This is a genomic window from Variovorax sp. 05N34, assembly GCF_056397405.1.
This window is the reverse complement of the sequence record NZ_JBFTNI010000009.1, coordinates 133471-150744: the sequence shown is the minus strand read 5'-3', so window position 1 is coordinate 150744 and position 17274 is coordinate 133471. Positions and strand designations below refer to the sequence as shown.

17 protein-coding genes are annotated in these 17274 nt (G+C 63.4%); 9 read left to right on the top strand and 8 right to left on the bottom strand.

Going from position 1 to position 17274, the window contains the following annotated elements; translation table 11 throughout:
- Window positions 1-76: 76 nt before the first annotated feature.
- The 5 genes from AC1DMA_RS23515 to AC1DMA_RS23495 are packed head-to-tail and all read left to right on the top strand — an operon-like array spanning window position 77 to window position 3908.
- Window positions 77-949, top strand: a complete 873-nt coding sequence (locus tag AC1DMA_RS23515; RefSeq protein ID WP_478126907.1) for a branched-chain amino acid ABC transporter permease — start codon at window positions 77-79, stop codon at window positions 947-949.
- The gene (locus AC1DMA_RS23510; protein WP_478145654.1) at window positions 949-1920 is read left to right on the top strand and encodes a branched-chain amino acid ABC transporter permease; all 972 of its coding nucleotides are present in this window, start codon (window positions 949-951) and stop codon (window positions 1918-1920) included. The genes AC1DMA_RS23515 and AC1DMA_RS23510 overlap by 1 nt, the downstream gene beginning before the upstream one ends.
- Window positions 1917-2759, top strand: coding sequence for an ABC transporter ATP-binding protein (locus AC1DMA_RS23505; protein WP_478145653.1), 843 nt, complete (start codon window positions 1917-1919; stop codon window positions 2757-2759). Before AC1DMA_RS23510 ends, AC1DMA_RS23505 begins: the two co-directional genes overlap by 4 nt.
- A gap of 1 nt (window position 2760) precedes the next feature.
- Window positions 2761-3465 carry an ABC transporter ATP-binding protein gene (locus AC1DMA_RS23500; RefSeq protein WP_478145652.1) on the top strand — a complete coding sequence of 235 codons (705 nt, stop codon included), beginning with the start codon at window positions 2761-2763 and terminating at the stop codon, window positions 3463-3465.
- 41 nt (window positions 3466-3506) lie between these two features.
- Window positions 3507-3908, top strand: coding sequence for an SRPBCC family protein (locus AC1DMA_RS23495; RefSeq protein ID WP_478145651.1), 402 nt, complete (start codon window positions 3507-3509; stop codon window positions 3906-3908).
- A gap of 117 nt (window positions 3909-4025) precedes the next feature.
- Here AC1DMA_RS23495 and AC1DMA_RS23490 read toward each other — a convergent pair whose 3' ends face one another.
- Complete coding sequence (locus tag AC1DMA_RS23490) at window positions 4026-4643, bottom strand: NAD(P)-dependent oxidoreductase (protein WP_478145650.1); 618 nt, start codon at window positions 4641-4643, stop codon at window positions 4026-4028.
- 101 nt (window positions 4644-4744) lie between these two features.
- Here AC1DMA_RS23490 and AC1DMA_RS23485 point away from each other — a divergent pair, with 101 nt between their 5' ends.
- Window positions 4745-5695 carry a LysR family transcriptional regulator gene (locus AC1DMA_RS23485; RefSeq protein ID WP_478145649.1) on the top strand — a complete coding sequence of 317 codons (951 nt, stop codon included), beginning with the start codon at window positions 4745-4747 and terminating at the stop codon, window positions 5693-5695.
- Here AC1DMA_RS23485 and AC1DMA_RS23480 read toward each other — a convergent pair.
- The 4 genes from AC1DMA_RS23480 to dnaG all read right to left on the bottom strand — a co-directional run bounded on the left by AC1DMA_RS23480 (window position 5640) and on the right by dnaG (window position 12646).
- Window positions 5640-6773, bottom strand: coding sequence for an HPP family protein (locus AC1DMA_RS23480; RefSeq protein WP_478126900.1), 1134 nt, complete (start codon window positions 6771-6773; stop codon window positions 5640-5642). The two genes, AC1DMA_RS23485 and AC1DMA_RS23480, sit on opposite strands and share 56 nt — an antisense overlap.
- A gap of 5 nt (window positions 6774-6778) precedes the next feature.
- On the bottom strand, window positions 6779-8017 hold the full coding sequence (locus AC1DMA_RS23475; RefSeq protein ID WP_478126899.1) for a multidrug effflux MFS transporter: 1239 nt from the start codon (window positions 8015-8017) through the stop codon (window positions 6779-6781).
- Between the two features lie 86 nt (window positions 8018-8103).
- Complete coding sequence (gene rpoD / locus AC1DMA_RS23470; protein WP_478126898.1) at window positions 8104-10425, bottom strand: RNA polymerase sigma factor RpoD; 2322 nt, start codon at window positions 10423-10425, stop codon at window positions 8104-8106.
- 274 nt (window positions 10426-10699) lie between these two features.
- Window positions 10700-12646, bottom strand: a complete 1947-nt coding sequence (gene dnaG, locus AC1DMA_RS23465) for a DNA primase (RefSeq protein ID WP_478145648.1) — start codon at window positions 12644-12646, stop codon at window positions 10700-10702.
- 81 nt (window positions 12647-12727) lie between these two features.
- On the opposite strand from dnaG, the gene AC1DMA_RS23460 reads away from it, so the two are divergent.
- Entirely contained in the window at window positions 12728-13690 is a 963-nt protein-coding gene (locus AC1DMA_RS23460) for a YihY/virulence factor BrkB family protein (RefSeq protein ID WP_478145647.1), read from the top strand.
- Here the strand turns inward: AC1DMA_RS23460 and AC1DMA_RS23455 are convergent.
- Both AC1DMA_RS23455 and AC1DMA_RS23450 read right to left on the bottom strand, forming a co-directional pair.
- On the bottom strand, window positions 13638-14396 hold the full coding sequence (locus AC1DMA_RS23455) for a 3-hydroxyacyl-CoA dehydrogenase (protein WP_478145646.1): 759 nt from the start codon (window positions 14394-14396) through the stop codon (window positions 13638-13640). The genes AC1DMA_RS23460 and AC1DMA_RS23455 overlap by 53 nt on opposite strands.
- Window positions 14397-14644: 248 nt before the next feature.
- On the bottom strand, window positions 14645-15202 hold the full coding sequence (locus tag AC1DMA_RS23450; RefSeq protein ID WP_478126894.1) for a phasin family protein: 558 nt from the start codon (window positions 15200-15202) through the stop codon (window positions 14645-14647).
- A 173-nt stretch (window positions 15203-15375) separates the two neighbouring features.
- On the opposite strand from AC1DMA_RS23450, the gene AC1DMA_RS23445 reads away from it, so the two are divergent.
- A complete protein-coding gene (locus tag AC1DMA_RS23445) occupies window positions 15376-16305 on the top strand; it encodes a histone deacetylase family protein (RefSeq protein ID WP_478145645.1) in 930 nt (309 codons plus the stop codon).
- Window positions 16302-16748 carry an acyl-CoA thioesterase gene (locus AC1DMA_RS23440; RefSeq protein WP_478145644.1) on the top strand — a complete coding sequence of 149 codons (447 nt, stop codon included), beginning with the start codon at window positions 16302-16304 and terminating at the stop codon, window positions 16746-16748. Before AC1DMA_RS23445 ends, AC1DMA_RS23440 begins: the two co-directional genes overlap by 4 nt.
- Window positions 16749-16805: 57 nt before the next feature.
- Here the strand turns inward: AC1DMA_RS23440 and AC1DMA_RS23435 are convergent, their stop codons facing one another.
- Window positions 16806-17225, bottom strand: a complete 420-nt coding sequence (locus tag AC1DMA_RS23435; RefSeq protein ID WP_478145643.1) for a hypothetical protein — start codon at window positions 17223-17225, stop codon at window positions 16806-16808.
- Between the last annotated feature and the right edge of the window lie 49 nt (window positions 17226-17274).

The following is a 17274-nucleotide window of genomic DNA, read 5'->3' as shown; positions in this document are numbered from 1 at the left end:
CCGTCGGGCCACTGGTATTGCCCCCGGTAGGGGGTAGGCGAAGCGACACGAAGTGCGCGAAGACTGGGGGCGAGCCATGCTAACCATTCTGTTTGACGGCATCGCCTACGGCATGCTGCTGTTCGTGCTCGCGGTCGGCCTGGCCGTGACGCTGGGGCTGATGAACTTCATCAACCTCGCGCACGGGGCATTCGCCATGGCCGGCGGCTACCTGACGGTATTCGCCATGCAACAGCTCGGCGTGCCTTTTCTCCTTTGCCTGCCGCTCGCGTTCATCGTCGTCGGCGCCGCGGGCGCGCTGCTAGAGCGCACGCTTTATCGTCCGATGTACGGCAAGCCGCACCTCGACCAGGTGATGTTCTCCATCGGCCTTGCGTTCATGGCGGTCGCAGCGGTCGACTACTTCGTCGGCTCCTCGCAGCAGAACATCCACCTGCCCGAATGGCTTCGCGGACGCACCGAGATCGGTGACGGCGCGCTGATGCTGGGCATGGGCCACTACCGGATCTTCATCATCGCCGTGTGCGCGTTGCTGACCGTGGTGCTTCAGCTGATCCTCACGAAGACGCGCTTCGGCAGCCGGCTTCGCGCCGCCGTCGATGATCCGCGGGTTGCCGCCGGCATGGGCATCAACGTGAACGTGGTGTTCCTGCTGACTTTCGCAGTGGGCTCGGGGCTGGCCGGCCTGGGGGGTGCGCTGGGCGCCGAGATCCTCGGCCTCGATCCGACCTTCCCGCTGAAGTACATGATCTACTTCCTCATCGTGGTGTCCGTCGGCGGCACCTCATCGATCACCGGGCCGCTGCTGGCTGCGCTGCTGCTTGGCATCGCCGATGTGGCCGGCAAGTATTTCATTCCGAAGATGGGCGCCTTCACGGTGTACCTGCTGATGATCTTCATTTTGATGTGGCGGCCGCAGGGCCTGTTTACGCGCAAGGGAGCGCGTTGATGGACTTTCAGCAACCGCTCTTGCGCAAGGCGCGCTGGCGACTCTGGGAGTTCGTCGTCTGGGCCGTGGCTTTCGTACTGCCGCTGATCTTCCCCTCCCATGCGCTCATGATCAACGAGATCGCCATCGTCGGGCTGTTCGCGATGTCGCTCGATCTCATCCTCGGCTACACCGGCATCGTGTCGCTCGGACACGCCGGGTTCTTCGGGCTCGGTGCCTATGCGGCGGCGCTCTTTGCCAAGCACGTGATGCCCGACCCGACTGTCGGACTGCTGGTCGCGATCGTGGTGTGCGCGGTCGTCGGCGCAATGGCCAGCGTGACCATCCTGCGCGGCACCGATCTCACGCGACTGATGGTCACGCTCGGAACCGCGCTGCTTCTCCTGGAGCTTGCCAACAAGCTCGACTGGCTCACCGGCGGCGCCGACGGATTGCAGGGCGTGGTGATGGGTCCCGTCCTCGGTTTGTTCGACTTCGATCTCTTCGGTCGCACGGCGGCCTGGTATTCGATGTCCGTACTGCTGCTGCTCTTTTTGCTGATGCGCCGCCTTGTGCATTCGCCCTTCGGGGCCACGCTGATGGCCGTGCGCGACAACCGTCTGCGCGCGATGGCGATCGGCATTCCCGTGGTTTGGCGCCTCGCGGTGATCTACACGATCGCTGCGGCAGCGGCCGGAGCGGCCGGCGCGCTGCTTGCGCAGACCACCGGCTTCGCGTCCCTCGACGTACTTTCGTTCGACCGCTCGGCCGACGTGCTGTTGATGCTGGTGATCGGCGGGGTCGGCTGGCTTTACGGCGGCGTGGTTGGCGCCATCGTTTTCAAGCTGTTGCAGGACACGCTCTCCAGCGTCACGCCGCAGTACTGGATGTTCTGGATCGGCTTGATCCTTGTGCTGATGGTGCTGGTCGGCCGCGATCGGCTGTTCAAGCCGTGGACGTGGTTTGGCGCCCGCGCGGGAGTCAAGCCATGACCGCTACGGCAAACGACATCGTCCTTTCCGCAACGGGCCTCGTGATGCGCTTCGGCGGGATCACGGCCACCAACAATGTCACGCTGAACCTGCATCGCGGCGCACGCCATGCGTTGATCGGCCCGAACGGCGCCGGCAAGACGACGCTGATCAATCTGCTGACCGGCGTGCTCACGCCCACCGAGGGCCGCATCGTCCTTGAAGGCGAGGACATTACGCGCCTTGCGCCGCACCGCCGCGTGGCGAGAGGGATGGTTCGCACTTTCCAGATCAATCAGCTGTTCGATTCGATGACGCCCCTGGAGACGCTCGCCCTGGTGGTCTCGCAGCACACCGGCGTGGGCACCGACTGGTGGCGGCCGCTCGGCGCGTCGAAGCAGGTGGCCGAACGCGCCGGTCGACTGCTGGAGCAATTCCGTCTGGCGGACGTGGCCCAGCAACAGACGAAGCATCTGGCCTACGGCAAGCGCCGTCTGCTGGAAATCGCCATTGCGCTGGCCTGCGAGCCGCGCGTCCTGCTGCTCGACGAGCCCGTCGCTGGCGTGCCTGCCGGCGAACGCGAAGAACTGCTCGAAACCGTCGCCGCGCTGCCGGCCGACGTGTCCGTGCTGCTGATCGAGCATGACATGGACCTCGTCTTCAGCTTTGCCGACCGGATGACCGTGCTGGTCAACGGCACCCTGCTGACCGAAGGCGACCCCGACACGATCGCCAACGACCCGCGGGTGAAAGAGGTCTACCTGGGCCATGGAAGTGATGTGGACCCCCAAGCTCACATACGTTCGCAGCCCCCCGAGGGGGCGCAGGCCTCCCTTGGGGCGGCCCGGCGGGAGACCTGACATGTCTGAATTGCTTCGCATCGAAAACCTGAGTGCCGGATACCGCGAGGCGGTCGTGCTGCACGACGTCAACCTCGCCATCGGACAAGGCCAGACCCTGGCGCTGCTGGGCCGCAACGGCACCGGCAAGACCACGCTGATCAACACGCTCGCGGGCGCGACGCGCCAGCACGGCGGCAGCATTTCGCTCGGCGGCGTGGCGCTGCACAAGCTGTCGTCACACCAGCGCGCGTCAGCGGGCATCGGATGGGTGCCGCAGGAGCGCAACATCTTCAAGTCGCTGACCGTGCACGAGAACCTCACCGCCGTCGCCCGCCCGGGCAAGTGGAACCCGCAGCGCGTCTACGAGATGTTCCCTCGACTGGCCGAGCGGAAGTCCAACCTCGGAACGCAACTGTCGGGCGGCGAGCAGCAGATGCTCGCGGTCGGGCGCGCGCTGGTGGTCAATCCGACGCTGCTGCTGCTCGACGAGCCGCTCGAAGGCCTCGCGCCCATCATCGTGGAAGAACTGCTTCGCGCCATTCGCCGCATCACGCAAGGCGAGGGGCTGTCAGCCATCGTCGTCGAACAGCATCCACAGGCGATCCTTGCGATTTCCGACGAAGCGGTCGTGCTGGACCATGGCACGGTCGTCCATGCCGACCGGGCGGCCACGCTGCGCACGCAACCCGAAGTGCTGGAGCGTTTGCTGGGGGTTTCGCGCTAATCTCCGGCCTCAGTTCTTCATCTTCGTGAGGAGATCAGGCCATGGCTTCCATTCGACGCGAGATTCAGGTGGCGGCAAGCGCCGCCGCCATCTGGGATGCCGTCCGCGACGTCGGCGAAATTCATCGCCGCCTGGTCCCGGGCTTCGTCAGTGATTGCCGCATGGACGGCGACGATGCCCGAATCGTCACCTTCGCCAACGGCATCGTCGCGCGAGAGGTGATCGTCGACCTCGACGAAGCCGCCCGCCGCATCGTCTGGTCCGCCAGCGGCGGCCGTCTCACGCATCACAACGCATCCCTGCAAGTATTCGCAGAGGAGGCCGGAACCAGCAGGCTTGTCTGGATCGCCGACCTCCTGCCCAATGCCATGGCCGCCCCGATCGCTGCCATGATCGAAGAGGGCATGCGCGCAATGAAGCGAACCCTCGAAGCAAACCCTTGAACACAGCAGCGCCTCTCTTCCAGAAACACCGCGGAACCGGCTAAGCCGGGCCGCCGGTGTTGCCCCCTGCAAGGGGGTGGAGGAGCGACACGAAGTGCGCGGAGCCTGGGGGTGTGCCTAATATCCGGCGGTGAAGCGAACGCGCGAGTGCTTGGGCCTTTCGAGCTCGTCGGCCAGCGCGATGGCGTAGTCCTCCATCGAGATCCAGCTTTTGCCATTGGCGTCCGTCAGCAGTTGATCGCCGCCGAGCCGGAACTTGCCCGTACGCTCTCCGGGCGCGAACAGCGCGGATGGCGAAAGAAAGGTCCAGTCCAGTTCCTTCTCGCTGCGCAGCCGCTTCAGGAGCGCGCCGCCGGCGCCGGCCTCCGCCTTGTAGGCGTCTGGAAAGTTCGGCGTATCGATCAAGGCTTTGCCGGGCGCTACCTCCAGGCTGCCTGCTCCGCCGACAACCAGCAGCCGTGGCACGCCCGCGCTCTTGGTCGCTGCAATCAGCGTTTCGGCATCACTCCCGCCGACGAAGCGGGTGGCGCTGATCACGGCATCGTGGCCCCGAAGGAGCGGGACCAACGCATCGACGGAAGTGGCATCCGCAGTCTTCACGGTGAGTTGCGGGTGTGGCGCGACGCCTTCCGCCTTGCGGGCAATTCCGGTCACGGTGTGGCCGCGTTGAAGCAGTTCGTGGGCGATACGAGAACCGGCGTTGCCGGAGATACCGAGGAGGGCGATTTTGCTCATGGTGATCCTTGTACGAAGATGGGTGCGATCGATCGTATGTTTCTCCGGTCGGTCTAAAAACACCGTTGAGCGCGCAGGTTTGTTGCAGAATTCGGTCGAATATGGACCGTATTGCCGCCGCTGAAGTCTTCGTATCGATTGCCGAGCGGGCCAGCATGACAGCTGCGGCCGAGGCGCTCGACATGTCACGCGCCATGGTCTCGCGCCACCTTGCACAGATGGAGCAGTGGGCGGGAGCGCGGCTCCTGCATCGCACGACCCGACGCGTGAGCCTGACTGAAGCGGGGGCGGAAACCCTTGTGCGCTGCCGGCGCATGCTCGAAGTGGCCGCGGAGATGCCAGCCGCCGCCGCGGCGGATGCCGACACGCTGCGAGGACTGCTACGGGTAGCGAGTTCGCACTCTCTGGCCCAGGAGGTGCTTGCCGCCGCCGTCTCCGAATTCCTGCGCCGCCATCCGCTGGTTTCCATCGACCTCCACATGGGTGCCAAGTCCGTCAACCTGGTCGAAGAACGGATCGACTTGGCGATCCGGATCACCAACGATCTTGATCCCAACCTCATCGCCCGCCCGCTCGGCCGATGCGATTCGGTGATCTGTGCTGCGCCCGCCTACGTGGCTGCAAAAGGAAAGCCATCGAGCGTGGAAGACCTGGCGACCCACAACTGCCTGACTTACTCCTACTTCGGCAAAAGCCTGTGGGAGTTCGAGCGGGCGGGCGAGCGGGTTGCGGTGCCGGTCAGCGGCAATCTGAGCGCCAACGAATCGCAGGTGCTGCTTTCGGCGGCCATCGAAGGCGCGGGCATCGCGATGCAGCCGGCGTATGCCGTTCGTGCGCCGATTGCGGGCGGGCGTTTGGTGGCACTCCTGCCGGACGCGGTGCCGCAGCCGCTCGGTGTATACGGGCTATATGGTTCACGGCGCCAGATGCCGGCCTCGCTGCGTGCGCTGCTCGACTTTCTAGTGAAGTGCTTCGCAGACCCGGCCTTCTGGCCGCTCAGTCCTGGGGCCCCACGGCGCGATACAGCGCGCGCACGAAGTCGGACTGCGTGATCATTCCCACGAGCCTCTTTTCGTCGTCGATGATCGGGATGTGATGGTGGCCGCCTTCCGAGAACAAAGGCACCAGTTCGGCGAGGGGCCGGTCCTCGCTGGCTACGCGCACCTGCCGCGTCATGATCTGGCCCACGACTTCAGGCTTGCTCGACATGACGGTGCGCGTCGCCCGGATGAAATCGCGCAGGCGGCCGCCCAAGCCTTCGTGGTGCTGCAGATCGATATGCCTGAAGAAATCCGCCTGCGTGACGATCCCGACCACGCGCCGGGTCTTGTCGACGACGGGCAGGGCTTTGATGCGCCGGGCGTGCATCAGCGACCACGCTTCCTGCAGCGTCGTGCCGAATTCGACGGAGACGAGGTCGCGCGACATGATGTCGACGCAATGCACCGTGCCCAGCCTCCGGTGCCATGACTCGATTTCGGTCTCGCGGATCAGCGATTCGAGATCGTCTCTGCTGATGTCGAGCACCTGGTTGTAGCGCGCCAGAACCGCGTCCACGTCCGCCGAACTGAAGCGGCTGTCTGTAGTGGGCTGCCGCGGCGCGATTTGCACGTGCGGATAGCGGCGGCCCGTCAAGCTGTTGTAGAGCACGCCTGCCAGCACCAGCAGCAGCGAATTGGCGAAAGTCGGGAAAAGGGCAAAGGAGAATTGCGTCGCGTGTGTCAGGACCGCCAGCAACGCAACGGCGCCGCCCGGTGGATGCAGGCAGCGAAGCGCGAACATCAACGAGATGGCGAGCGCAACTGCAATGGCGCCGACCCAAGGGCCGTCCGGCAGCCACTGCACACAGGCAACGCCCGCCAGGGCGGCGACGGTATTGCCGCCGATCACGGACCAAGGTTGCGCCAGCGGGCTCCCCGGCACTGCGAAAACCAGAACGGCGCTGGCCCCGAGCGGCGCGATCAGCCAGGTGCTGCCCCACGCCATGTGAACCATCCATTGGCACAACACTGCCGTGACGAGCAAGCCGGCCAAGGCGCCGGTTGCCGCCCGCAGGCGCTCACGCCCATTGACAGCAGTGCGACCTGGGATCCAGGCCCGAGCGAAAGTGGGCAGCGCGTCGATTCTCATGAGCCTCATGCGGCTGCCCCGGCGACAAGGCGCCCGATCTCCGGCCAGCGCCCGTGCAGCCAGACCCATGCGACGAGCCCGATGCCCAGCATCAGGATCGAGGTGCCCGCGAGTGCCAGCGTCGAATGCATCACCAGCGGCGCGATCACGCCTGCGACGACGCCGTTGGCGGTCGATCCGATCACGGCTTGCAGCGATGAAGCCATGCCGCGGCGCTCGGGATGCAAGTCGAGCACCAGCAGCGTGATGACCGGCACCATCAGCGCCCACCCGAAGGCGAACACCGCCAGCGGCCACAACGCCCAGCCCGCATGCGGGGTGAACAACGCGTTCGCGACGACGTTCACGAGGGAAGTCGCCAACATGATGACGAAACCATCGCGGATCTGCCGCTTGGGGGCCACCTTGCCGGCCATCCGGCCGCTCGCCCATGCGCCAGCCATGATGCCGCCGATGGTCAGCAGGAAGAACCAGAAGAACTGCGTCGGTGCGAGCGACAGGTGCTCGCCGAGAAACGCCGGCGCGGCGAGCACATACAGGAACATGCCGTTGAAAGGCACCCCGCTCGCGAGCGCCAGCAGCAGAAAACGCGGGTCGGAGCACAGCTCCCAGTAGCCGCGCATCAGGTGCTTTACCTCGAAGGGCTGGCGGTGCTCGGCGTGCAGCGTCTCGGGAAGGAGTTTGTAGTTGGCGATGAACAGCACCACGCCCACCGCGACCAGAAACCAGAAAATGCTGTGCCAGCCCAGGTTCACGAACAGGAATCCACCCACGATCGGCGCGATCGCCGGCGCGATGCCGAAATAGATCGTGACCTGGCTCATCACCTTCTGCGCTTCGGCGGGCGGAAACATGTCACGGATCACTGCCCGGGACACCACGATGCCGGCCCCCGTCGACAAGCCCTGAAGCGCGCGAAAAAGCACCAGCTGTCCGATGGTCTGCGACAACGCGCAGCCGAGCGAAGCGACCGTGAAGACGACCAGCCCCCAGAGCACCACCGGGCGGCGGCCGAAGCTGTCCGACAGTGCCCCGTGGAACAGGTTCATGAAAGCAAAGCCGAAGAGATACGCCGAGAGCGTCTGCTGCATCTCCACGGGCGTGGCGCCGATGGAGTGGGCGATACCTGAAAAAGCGGGGATGTAGGTGTCGATCGAGAACGGACCGAGCATGCCCAGCACTGCCAGCAGAATGGCCAGCGCCCAGCGCGGGGCCAGCCAGAGTTTGTCGGCGTCGGGATTCATGCGCGGTGGCTCCAGTCGATTCTTGGCGTTCGGAAAAAAGAAGGGCGCCCGAGGGCGCCATCTTCTTGCTTGCAGCGAATGCGAGCTTACAGGGTATCGATAAAGCTGCGCAGCTTGTCGGAACGCGACGGGTGCTTGAGCTTGCGCAGCGCCTTCGCTTCGATCTGGCGGATGCGCTCGCGGGTCACGTCGAATTGCTTGCCGACTTCTTCCAGCGTGTGATCGGTCGACATCTCGATGCCGAAGCGCATGCGAAGCACCTTGGCTTCGCGCGGCGTGAGGCTGTCGAGGATGTCCTTGACCACGTCGCGCAGGCCGGCTTGCATCGCGGCCTCGATCGGCGCCGTGTTGCTGCTGTCCTCGATGAAATCGCCCAGGTGCGAATCGTCGTCGTCGCCGATGGGGGTTTCCATCGAGATCGGCTCCTTCGCGATCTTCATGATCTTGCGGATCTTGTCTTCCGGGATCTCCATCTTCGCAGCCAGGATGCCGGCGTCGGGCTCGAAGCCGAACTCCTGCAGATGCTGGCGGCTGATGCGATTCATCTTGTTGATCGTCTCGATCATGTGCACCGGGATGCGGATGGTGCGCGCCTGATCGGCAATCGAGCGGGTGATCGCCTGGCGAATCCACCACGTCGCATACGTCGAGAATTTGTAGCCGCGACGGTATTCGAACTTGTCGACCGCCTTCATCAGGCCGATGTTGCCTTCCTGGATCAGGTCGAGGAAYTGCAAGCCGCGGTTGGTGTACTTCTTGGCGATGGAGATCACGAGACGCAGGTTGGCCTCGATCATTTCCTTCTTGGCATCGCGCGAAGACGATTCGCCTTCGTTCATGCGCTTGTTGATGTCCTTGAGCTCGGCGAGCGGCACCACGACGCGCGACTGGATGTCGGCCAGACGTTGCTGCAGTTCCTGCACCGGCGGAATGTTGCGCGAAAGCACGGCGCTCCAGGGCTTGCCTGCGGCAGCCTGCTTCTCGACCCACTTGAGGTTGAGCAGGTTGGACGGGACGCGGTTGCCGTTCTTGTCGTAACCGCTGAAGTCGCGGATGAACTCGTCCTGCGGGAAGCCGCATTTGTCCACGATGATGCGGCGCAGTTCGCGCTCTTTCTTGCGAACGTCATCGACCTGCGTGCGCACCAGGTCGCACAGCTTCTCGATGGTGCGGGCGGTGAAGCGGATGGTCATCAGCTCTTCGGAGAGCGAGTGCTGTGCCTTCTGATAGGACGGCGTTCCGTAGCCTTCCTTGTCGTAGATCTTGTGGATCTTTTCGAACAACACTGCGATACGGTCGAAGCGTTCGAGTGCGTCGCGCTTGAGTTCCTCGAGCTTCTTGGTGAGCGCCTTGGAACCGCCCTTGCCGTCGTCGTCGTCTTCCTCGTCGAATTCGTCGAAGTCTTCTTCGGCCACATAGTCGTCAGCCTCGTTCGGGTTCGAGAAGCCATCGACGATGGTCGAGATGACGACCTTGCCTTCGCGGATGTCTTCGCCCAGGCGCAGGATTTCAGCAATGGTGGCGGGCGAAGCCGAGATGGCTTCCATCATCGCCATCAGGCCGCCTTCGATGCGCTTGGCAATTTCGATTTCGCCTTCACGCGTGAGCAGTTCGACCGTGCCCATTTCGCGCATGTACATGCGTACGGGGTCGGTGGTGCGGCCGAATTCGCTGTCGACCGTGGAAAGCGCCGCTTCGGCCTCTTCCTCGGCTTCTTCGACCGTCGTGGCGGTCGGAGCGGTGTTGTTCAGCAGGAGAGTCTCGGCATCGGGCGTCTGCTCGTACACGGCCACGCCCATGTCGTTGAGCATGGTGACCACCACTTCCATGGTTTCGGCGTCGACCAGCTTGTCCGGCAGGTGATCGGAGATTTCGCCGTGCGTCAGGTAGCCGCGGGTCTTGCCGAGCGTGATCAGGGTCTTGAGGCGCGAGCGGCGCTTTGCGAGGTCTTCCTCGGACAGCACGGTCTCGTCAAGGCCGAACTCCTTCATCAAGGCGCGTTCCTTCGCCTTGCTGATCTTCATGCGGAGCGGTTTGACCTTTTCTTCGGTCGCGGCGACGACCGGTTCTTCACCCGCCAGATCGTCTTCGATGTCGGACAGATCGATGTCGCTGGAGACGGACTCGTTGCCCGCTTTGGGCTTGCGGCCGCGCTTTGCGCCGCCCGTTGCGGCGGGCGCACCGGCTGCCTTGGGAGGACGGCCGACTTTCTTTGCGGCGGGTTTCAGGGTTTCAGCGGTGGTGGTCGTTTTCGTAGGCACGGTATTCACTTTCGTTGCTGCAGACGCCTTGGACGCGGCGGCGCCCGTCTTGGTTGCCGGCAGCGCGGCTTTTTTCAATGGCTTCAATGGCTTTTCTGCAGCCGGTTTTTTGGCGGTAGACACGGCAGGCTTCTTTGAACTGGGCATAAAACCTCGTACAACAAGATGGACCAACGGAATCAACGCGCCAAAACCGGCGCAGGCGGGAGCACAAACAATGAGGCAGCGAGGACGCGAGGTCCTCGAACGGCCATCAAAAGGCAAGATGTCGGGCGAACATTTGGTGTGCAGTCCTTGCGGTGAATTGACCCGTTTCCCGTTGGGAAGTGCATTGCGCTTGGGGTCGGCCCGGAGGTGCTGCTGTCGCTCTTGCCTATTTCGCGTTCTGGCGAAGCCTTAAATTATAGCTGTTACAGCTTTTTCAAGCCCCGTCCGTGGTGCTTGATTTAAGGCGCTGTCGCAGTTCGAGGCGACGTGCTTGGAGGGCCTTGTAGCGTTCCAGCGCATGCGGGTCGGTCTTGGCTGCTTCGATGGCCTCCGTCTGTTGCGACTTGAGCAAGTCGTCCAGCATGTAGTCGAGCACGCTGCGCAATTCCCGGGCGGCGTCGGCCGCTTGTTCGCCCTCTGAATTGCCGATGAGGCTTCCGTCGGGGCCTGTCATTACGCGAAGAGCCAGCGCTTCGAGCGGTTGGCCGCGCAGGCCCTCGCGCAATCCGGCCCAGGATTGGATCCCGTGCTCGTGCAATTGGCTGTCGAGCCAGGCAAAAAGCAGCCCGTGCTCGCCGGGCAGGTCGCAGAGCAGGGCGTGCAGTTCATGGGACAGGCCCTCCCACTCCGCCATGTTCGACAGGATGAGTCTTGCCGCGACGTCCGGCCGACTGGTCGGCAGCTTGCGCCCCCCGGGTGGCGGCCGAGGTACAGGCGCTCTGGAAGACTTGAATCGCCGACGTTCGGACGAACTCCGGGGATGCTCGTCGACCCACTCGTTTCGACCGTCCCAGGCGCTCCAGTCCTCATCCGGCGGCAGCGATGGGGTCGCGGGAGCGGGGGGTCTCGCGGCCGACGGCGCCCACAGCCGTTCAAGGTCCTGCCCGCTCAATTGCGCCAACGCGGCGATTTCGGCGAGCAACTGGCGCTTCAGGGCGCCGTCCGGGAGAGCGGTCCAGAGTGGCCGCGCATTGCTCGACATGTGGGCGCGGCCCTCCGCCGTGCCGAGGTCGCAACCTTCGCTGGCGGCTTCGATCAAGAAGCGGCTGAGAGGTGTCGCGTCGTTGACGAAGCGCGCGAAAGCGTCGGCGCCGAACTCTCGAATGAAGCTGTCCGGGTCGTGTTCGGCAGGCAGGAAGAGAAACTTGATGCTGCGCACGTCGGTCGCGTACGAGAGCGCGCCGTCAAGTGCCTTTCGGGCAGCGCGGCGGCCGGCGGCGTCGCCGTCGAAACTGAAGACGACGGATTCGGTGAAGCGAAATAGCTTTTGGACATGCTCCGGCGTGCAGGCGGTGCCCAGGGTTGCGACCGCGTTCGGGAAGCCCAGTTGGGCGAGCGCCACGACGTCCATATATCCCTCGGTAACGAGGGCATAGCCCCTGTCACGGAAGGCAGCGCGGGCTTCGTAGAGCCCGTACAACTCACGCCCCTTGCTGAAGACCGGTGTTTCGGGCGAGTTCAGGTATTTGGGCTTTTCGTCGCCCAATACCCGTCCGCCGAAGCCGATGCATTCGCCTTTGACGTTGCGGATCGGGAACATGACGCGGTCCCGAAAGCGGTCGTAGCGCTTGCCTTCGCCGTTTTCCTCGGGTTCGCCCGTGATCACCAGGCCGCTTTCGACCAGCAGCGGGTCGTCGTAGTCGGGAAACACGCTGGCCAGCGTGCGCCAGCCCGCCGGCGCGTAGCCGATGCCGAACTGCCGCGCGATTTCGCCGGACACTCCCCGAGCTTTCAGGTAGTTGATCGCGCCCGGCGCCTGTCGAAGGTGCTTCCGGTACGCCTCGCCGGCCTTTTCGAGTACTTCGGAAAGGGTGACCTGCTTCTGCCTTTGACCAGCGGCGCGGGCGCGTTCTTCGGGGGAGGCATCGTCCTCGGGAACCTGCAGGCCATATTGGCCCGCAAGGTCTTGCACGGCTTCGACAAAACCCATGCCGCCGTGTTCCATGAGAAAGCCGATCGCGTTGCCATGTGCGCCACAGCCGAAGCAGTGATAGAACTGCTTGGTCGGGCTGACGGAGAACGAAGGGGACTTTTCCCCGTGAAAGGGGCAGAGCCCCATGAAATTGGCGCCCGCCTTTTTGAGCTGAACATAGCGCCCGACGATTTCCACCACGTCGGCGCGCGCGATCAGTTCCTGGATGAATGAAGCGGGGATGGTCATGTAGGCGGAGAGCGGCAGATGATACGCAAGCCATCGATCAGTCGCCGGCCGGCGGCATACTGGCCTTCCCGAAGTAGACGCATGATTCGCCGAAACATCATCCACGCACCGCCCTTGTTGCGCCACCCGTTGCGGTTCATTTGGCAGGCGCTCAAAGCCTTCAGGGCCAACCAGGGGCTGTTGCTGGCCGGTGCTGTTGCCTACTACGCGCTGCTGTCGATCGTGCCGCTTCTGATCGTGAGCGTGATCGCCTTGTCGCACTTCATCGAACAGGCCGCGCTGCTCGAAGCCGTGGGGCGCTATCTGGAATGGCTGCTACCCGGGCAATCGCGCGCCATCGTCGCCGAACTCTCGAATTTTCTGACGCACGCGGACGTGCTCGGGCCAGTGCTGCTGGTGACGATGATCTTTTTCAGCTCGCTCGCTTTCACGGTGCTCGAAAGCGCGATGGCAGTGATTTTTCATCATCGAAAGGCGGATCACTCCCGGCACTTTCTCGTTTCGGTGGTGATGCCGTATGTCTACATCCTCTGCCTGTGCGTAGGCCTGTTGTTGGTCACCCTTGTGTCCGGAGCGCTGCAGATCATCGGGGAGGAGAGCATCGATCTGCTCGGCCACAGGTGGTCGTTGTCGGGCGTCTCCGGCCTGCTTTTGTATCTGCTGGGACTGGCCGGTGAGATCCTGATGCTGACGTCGCTCTACCTCGTCATGCCGGTCGGCCACCTCAGGCTGAGGCATGCGCTGCTCGGCGGAATCACCGCCACGTTGCTGTGGGAAGTGACGCGCCGCCTGCTGGTGCTCTATTTCGCGACGCTTTCGCAGGTGAACGTGGTCTACGGCTCGTTGACGACCGCGATCGTGGTCCTGTTGAGCCTGGAAATCGCGGCGACGCTGGTGCTTTTCGGCGCCCAGGTGATCGCGCAATACGAGCGCCTTGAGCGCACGGGCAACCTGATCCCGGACGGCGACACTGAAGGCGCCCTGGGAAGCGTCAGCGCGGCGCCAGACGGATCGCGCCGTCGAGGCGGATCACCTCGCCATTGAGCATGTCGTTCTCGATGATGTGCTTGGCGAGCTTGGCGTAGTCGTCAGGCGTACCGAGGCGCGAAGGGAAGGGCACGCTGGCGGCGAGCGCATCCTGGACTTCCTGCGGCATGCCGAACAGCATCGGCGTCCCGAAGATGCCCGGTGCGATCGTCATGTTGCGGATGCCGTTGCGGGCCAGGTCACGGGCGATGGGAAGCGTCATGCCCACGACGCCGCCTTTCGATGCGCTGTACGCGGCCTGCCCGATCTGCCCGTCATAGGCCGCGACCGAGGCAGTGGAAATCAGCACACCGCGCTCACCCGTAGCCTCAGGCTCGTTTTTGCTCATCGCATCCGCCGCAAGGCGAATCATGTTGAAGCTGCCAATCAGATTGACGGTGACGGTCTTGCTGAAAACAGCCAGCGCATGCGGCCCCGTCTTGCCAACCGTCTTCTCCGCCGGCGCAATGCCCGCGCAGTTGATCAGCCCCATCAGCTTGCCCAACTTCTGCGCCGCAGCGACCGCAGCCTGCCCATCCGCCTCCTGGCTCACGTCGCACTTGACGAAAACCCCGCCGATTTCCTTGGCGACCGCTTCCCCCTTCTCGGCTTGCATATCGGCAATCACCACCTTGCCTCCATTGCCTGCCAGCATCCGAGCCGTGCCCTCGCCAAGCCCCGAAGCCCCACCCGTCACGATAAAAACCTTGCCGTCGATTTGCATCCAAGTCTCCAAAAGAATTGCGCAATTATCAAAGAGCAGCCCGCAAAGCGAGCGAATTTCCAGAAACACCGTGGTACCGGCTTCGCCGGGCCACCGGTGTTGCCCCCGGTTGGGGGTGGAGAGCGACACGAAGTGCGCGAGCCTGGGGGCGGCGAGCAACGGGCCATAAAAAAAGCCCCCGTCCGAGGACGGGGGCCTGAATTGGATCCCGAAGGACCCAAGGAGACAATCGTTGCTTGCTTGCTTGCTTAGCGCTTGCGCGTAGCGGTTTGAGCGGTGCTCTTGGCTGCGTTCACGGCAGTGGTCGACACGGCCTGGAAGTTGGCTTCAGCAACGTCGCTCGCTTGCTTGACGGCCTTCTGCACCGATTCGAAAGCGTTGTTGGCGGCGGCCACTGCGCTCTTCATCACGGCAACGGCGGTTTCCGAACCGGCCGGAGCGTTCTTGGCAGCGCTGTCGACGAGGCCGACGAATGCTTGCTGAGCTTCAGCGGCCTTGACTTCGAAAGCCTTGGTGAACTCGGCGCCGGTGCCTTGGGCGATGTCATACAGGTGACGGCTGTAGGCAGCGGTCTTTTCGGCCAGGGGCTGGTAGAGGCTGGCTTGCAGGGACAGCAGTTCTTGCGCGTCCTTGACGTTCAGGAGAGCTTGGGTCGTGCCGGCAGCTTCGGTCAAAGCAGCCTTGGAAGCGGTCACGTTCAGTTCGACGAGTTTCTCGACGCCTTCGAAAGCCTTGGTGGTCAGGCCGAACAGGGTTTCGAGGTTTGCTTTTTGCACTGCGATGAGTTGGTCTGCGGTGAGGGCCATGAGGTGCTCCAGTAGAAGTAAAAGGTGGATTCGCGTTGCGCTGCCCCTCGACTCATGTTGCGGTGCAGCATGGACGCAAGTATAGGCAGCTGAGATTTGTAAACAAGAGGATTCTTGTTGCGTTGCAGCAATTTAGAACGTGATTTCTAAATCAGCACCTGACAATGTTTCCGATGCGTGCGTTTTATTCAGGCCAGTTTGTTTTGCCCTTGCCGCCCGGACATCGTTTTCCGATGGGGCGCTACGCCATGCTGCGCGACGGCCTCCAGCGTCATCAGCCGCAGGTCGAAATGATCGAGGCACCTCGGGCGAGTGACGGTGAACTCGCGCTCGCGCACACGCCGGAATGGATTGCCGCCATCAGCGACGGGAGCGTGTCGACGGAGGCCATGCGCGAGATCGGGTTCCCCTGGAGCGAGGCGATGGTCGAGCGCTCGCGCCGCTCCACTGGCGCAACGATCGCCGCCTGCCGAGCGGCTTTGGCCGAGGGGGTGTCGGGCAACATGGCTGGTGGGACGCATCACGCGAGTGCGGGCAAGGGCGGCGGCTTCTGCGTCTTCAACGATGCAGCGGTGGCCGCCAGGCTCATGCAGGCCGAACACGGGCGCCGCGGCCGCTTACCGCTCCAGGTGGCCATCGTCGACCTCGATGTTCACCAGGGCAACGGCACAGCCAGCATCTTCCGTGGCGATGGCAGCGTCTTCACCCTCTCGATGCACGGCCAAAAGAACTTTCCCTTCCGAAAAGAGGCGAGTGACCTGGATGTGGAGCTTCCCGATGGCTGTGGAGACGCCGACTACCTGGCGGCGCTCGAACTGGCGCTCGACGAGCTCGAACGGCGCTTCACGCCAGGATTGATCATCTATCTCGCGGGCGCCGACCCTTTCGAAGGCGACCGCCTTGGCCGGCTCAAGCTGAGCTTCGACGGCCTGGAGGCGCGCGATCGGCGTGTGTTCGATTTCGCCTGGCAGCGGCGCATTCCGCTGGCGTTTGCCATGGCAGGTGGCTATGCGGCCGACATTGCGGACACCGTCCAGGTGCAGTTGGGCACGTTTCGCGTCGCTTTCGAGTATTGGCGCCGCTGGCACAATGCCGCGCCATGAGTGATCGACCCTCCCCTCAGAACCGCAGCAGCTATCGGGCTTTTCGCAGCATCCCGACGCGCTGGGCCGACAACGACATGTACGGCCACGTCAACAACGTCGTCTACTACAGCTGGTTCGACACTGCCGTCAATGCGCACCTTGTCGAGCGCGGCGCTCTCGACATCCATCGAGGCACGACCGTTGGATTCGTCGTCGAGACGCAATGCAACTATTTCGCGCCTCTGTCCTTTCCCGAGACTGTGGAGGCGGGCATTCGCGTGACCCATGCCGGGAGTTCGAGCGTGCGCTACGAAGTCGGCTTGTTCGCCGAGGGCTCAGACACTGCGGCTGCCCAAGGGCATTTTGTTCATGTCTACGTAGACCGCGACACACAGCGCCCCGTCAAGCTTTCAGCTGCGCTCCTTGCCGCCGTCGACGAACTTCGCGTCGAGCGCGGATAAAAAAATGGCGTCCGAGGACGCCATTTCTTTTATGAAGCGAATGTATCTACATCATCTTCATTGCTTGGAAGACGACATCTTCATCGACTTGATGTCGGCCTTGCCGCGCGCTTCCTCGGCCTTGGCTTCCTTCTCGCAAGCGCTCTTGGCTGCGCCCTTCTGGTCGTCGCATTTTTCCTTCGCGACTTCGTAGTTGGCCTTTACCTTTTCTTCGGCGACATTGCGGGCGTGCGCGTCGCTGGGCTTGTATTGCTGTTCGAGTTCGGCCTTGGCAACGTTTTCCTTGCCCTTGGCCTGCTTATCGCACACGTCCTTGGCGTTGTCCTTCAGCGCGTCGCACTGCGCCTTGTCCGCTTTGTAGTCAGCCTCGATCTTGTCCTTTGCGGCCTTGTATTCGTCGGATGACATTGCGCTGGCTTGCCCGGCGACGAGGCAGCAGGTCGATGCAATGGCGATCATGAGCAGATGTTTTTTCATGGCTTGGTTCCTCTGAAGTTGCTGAACTGGGGTCGGATGAATCCGGCTG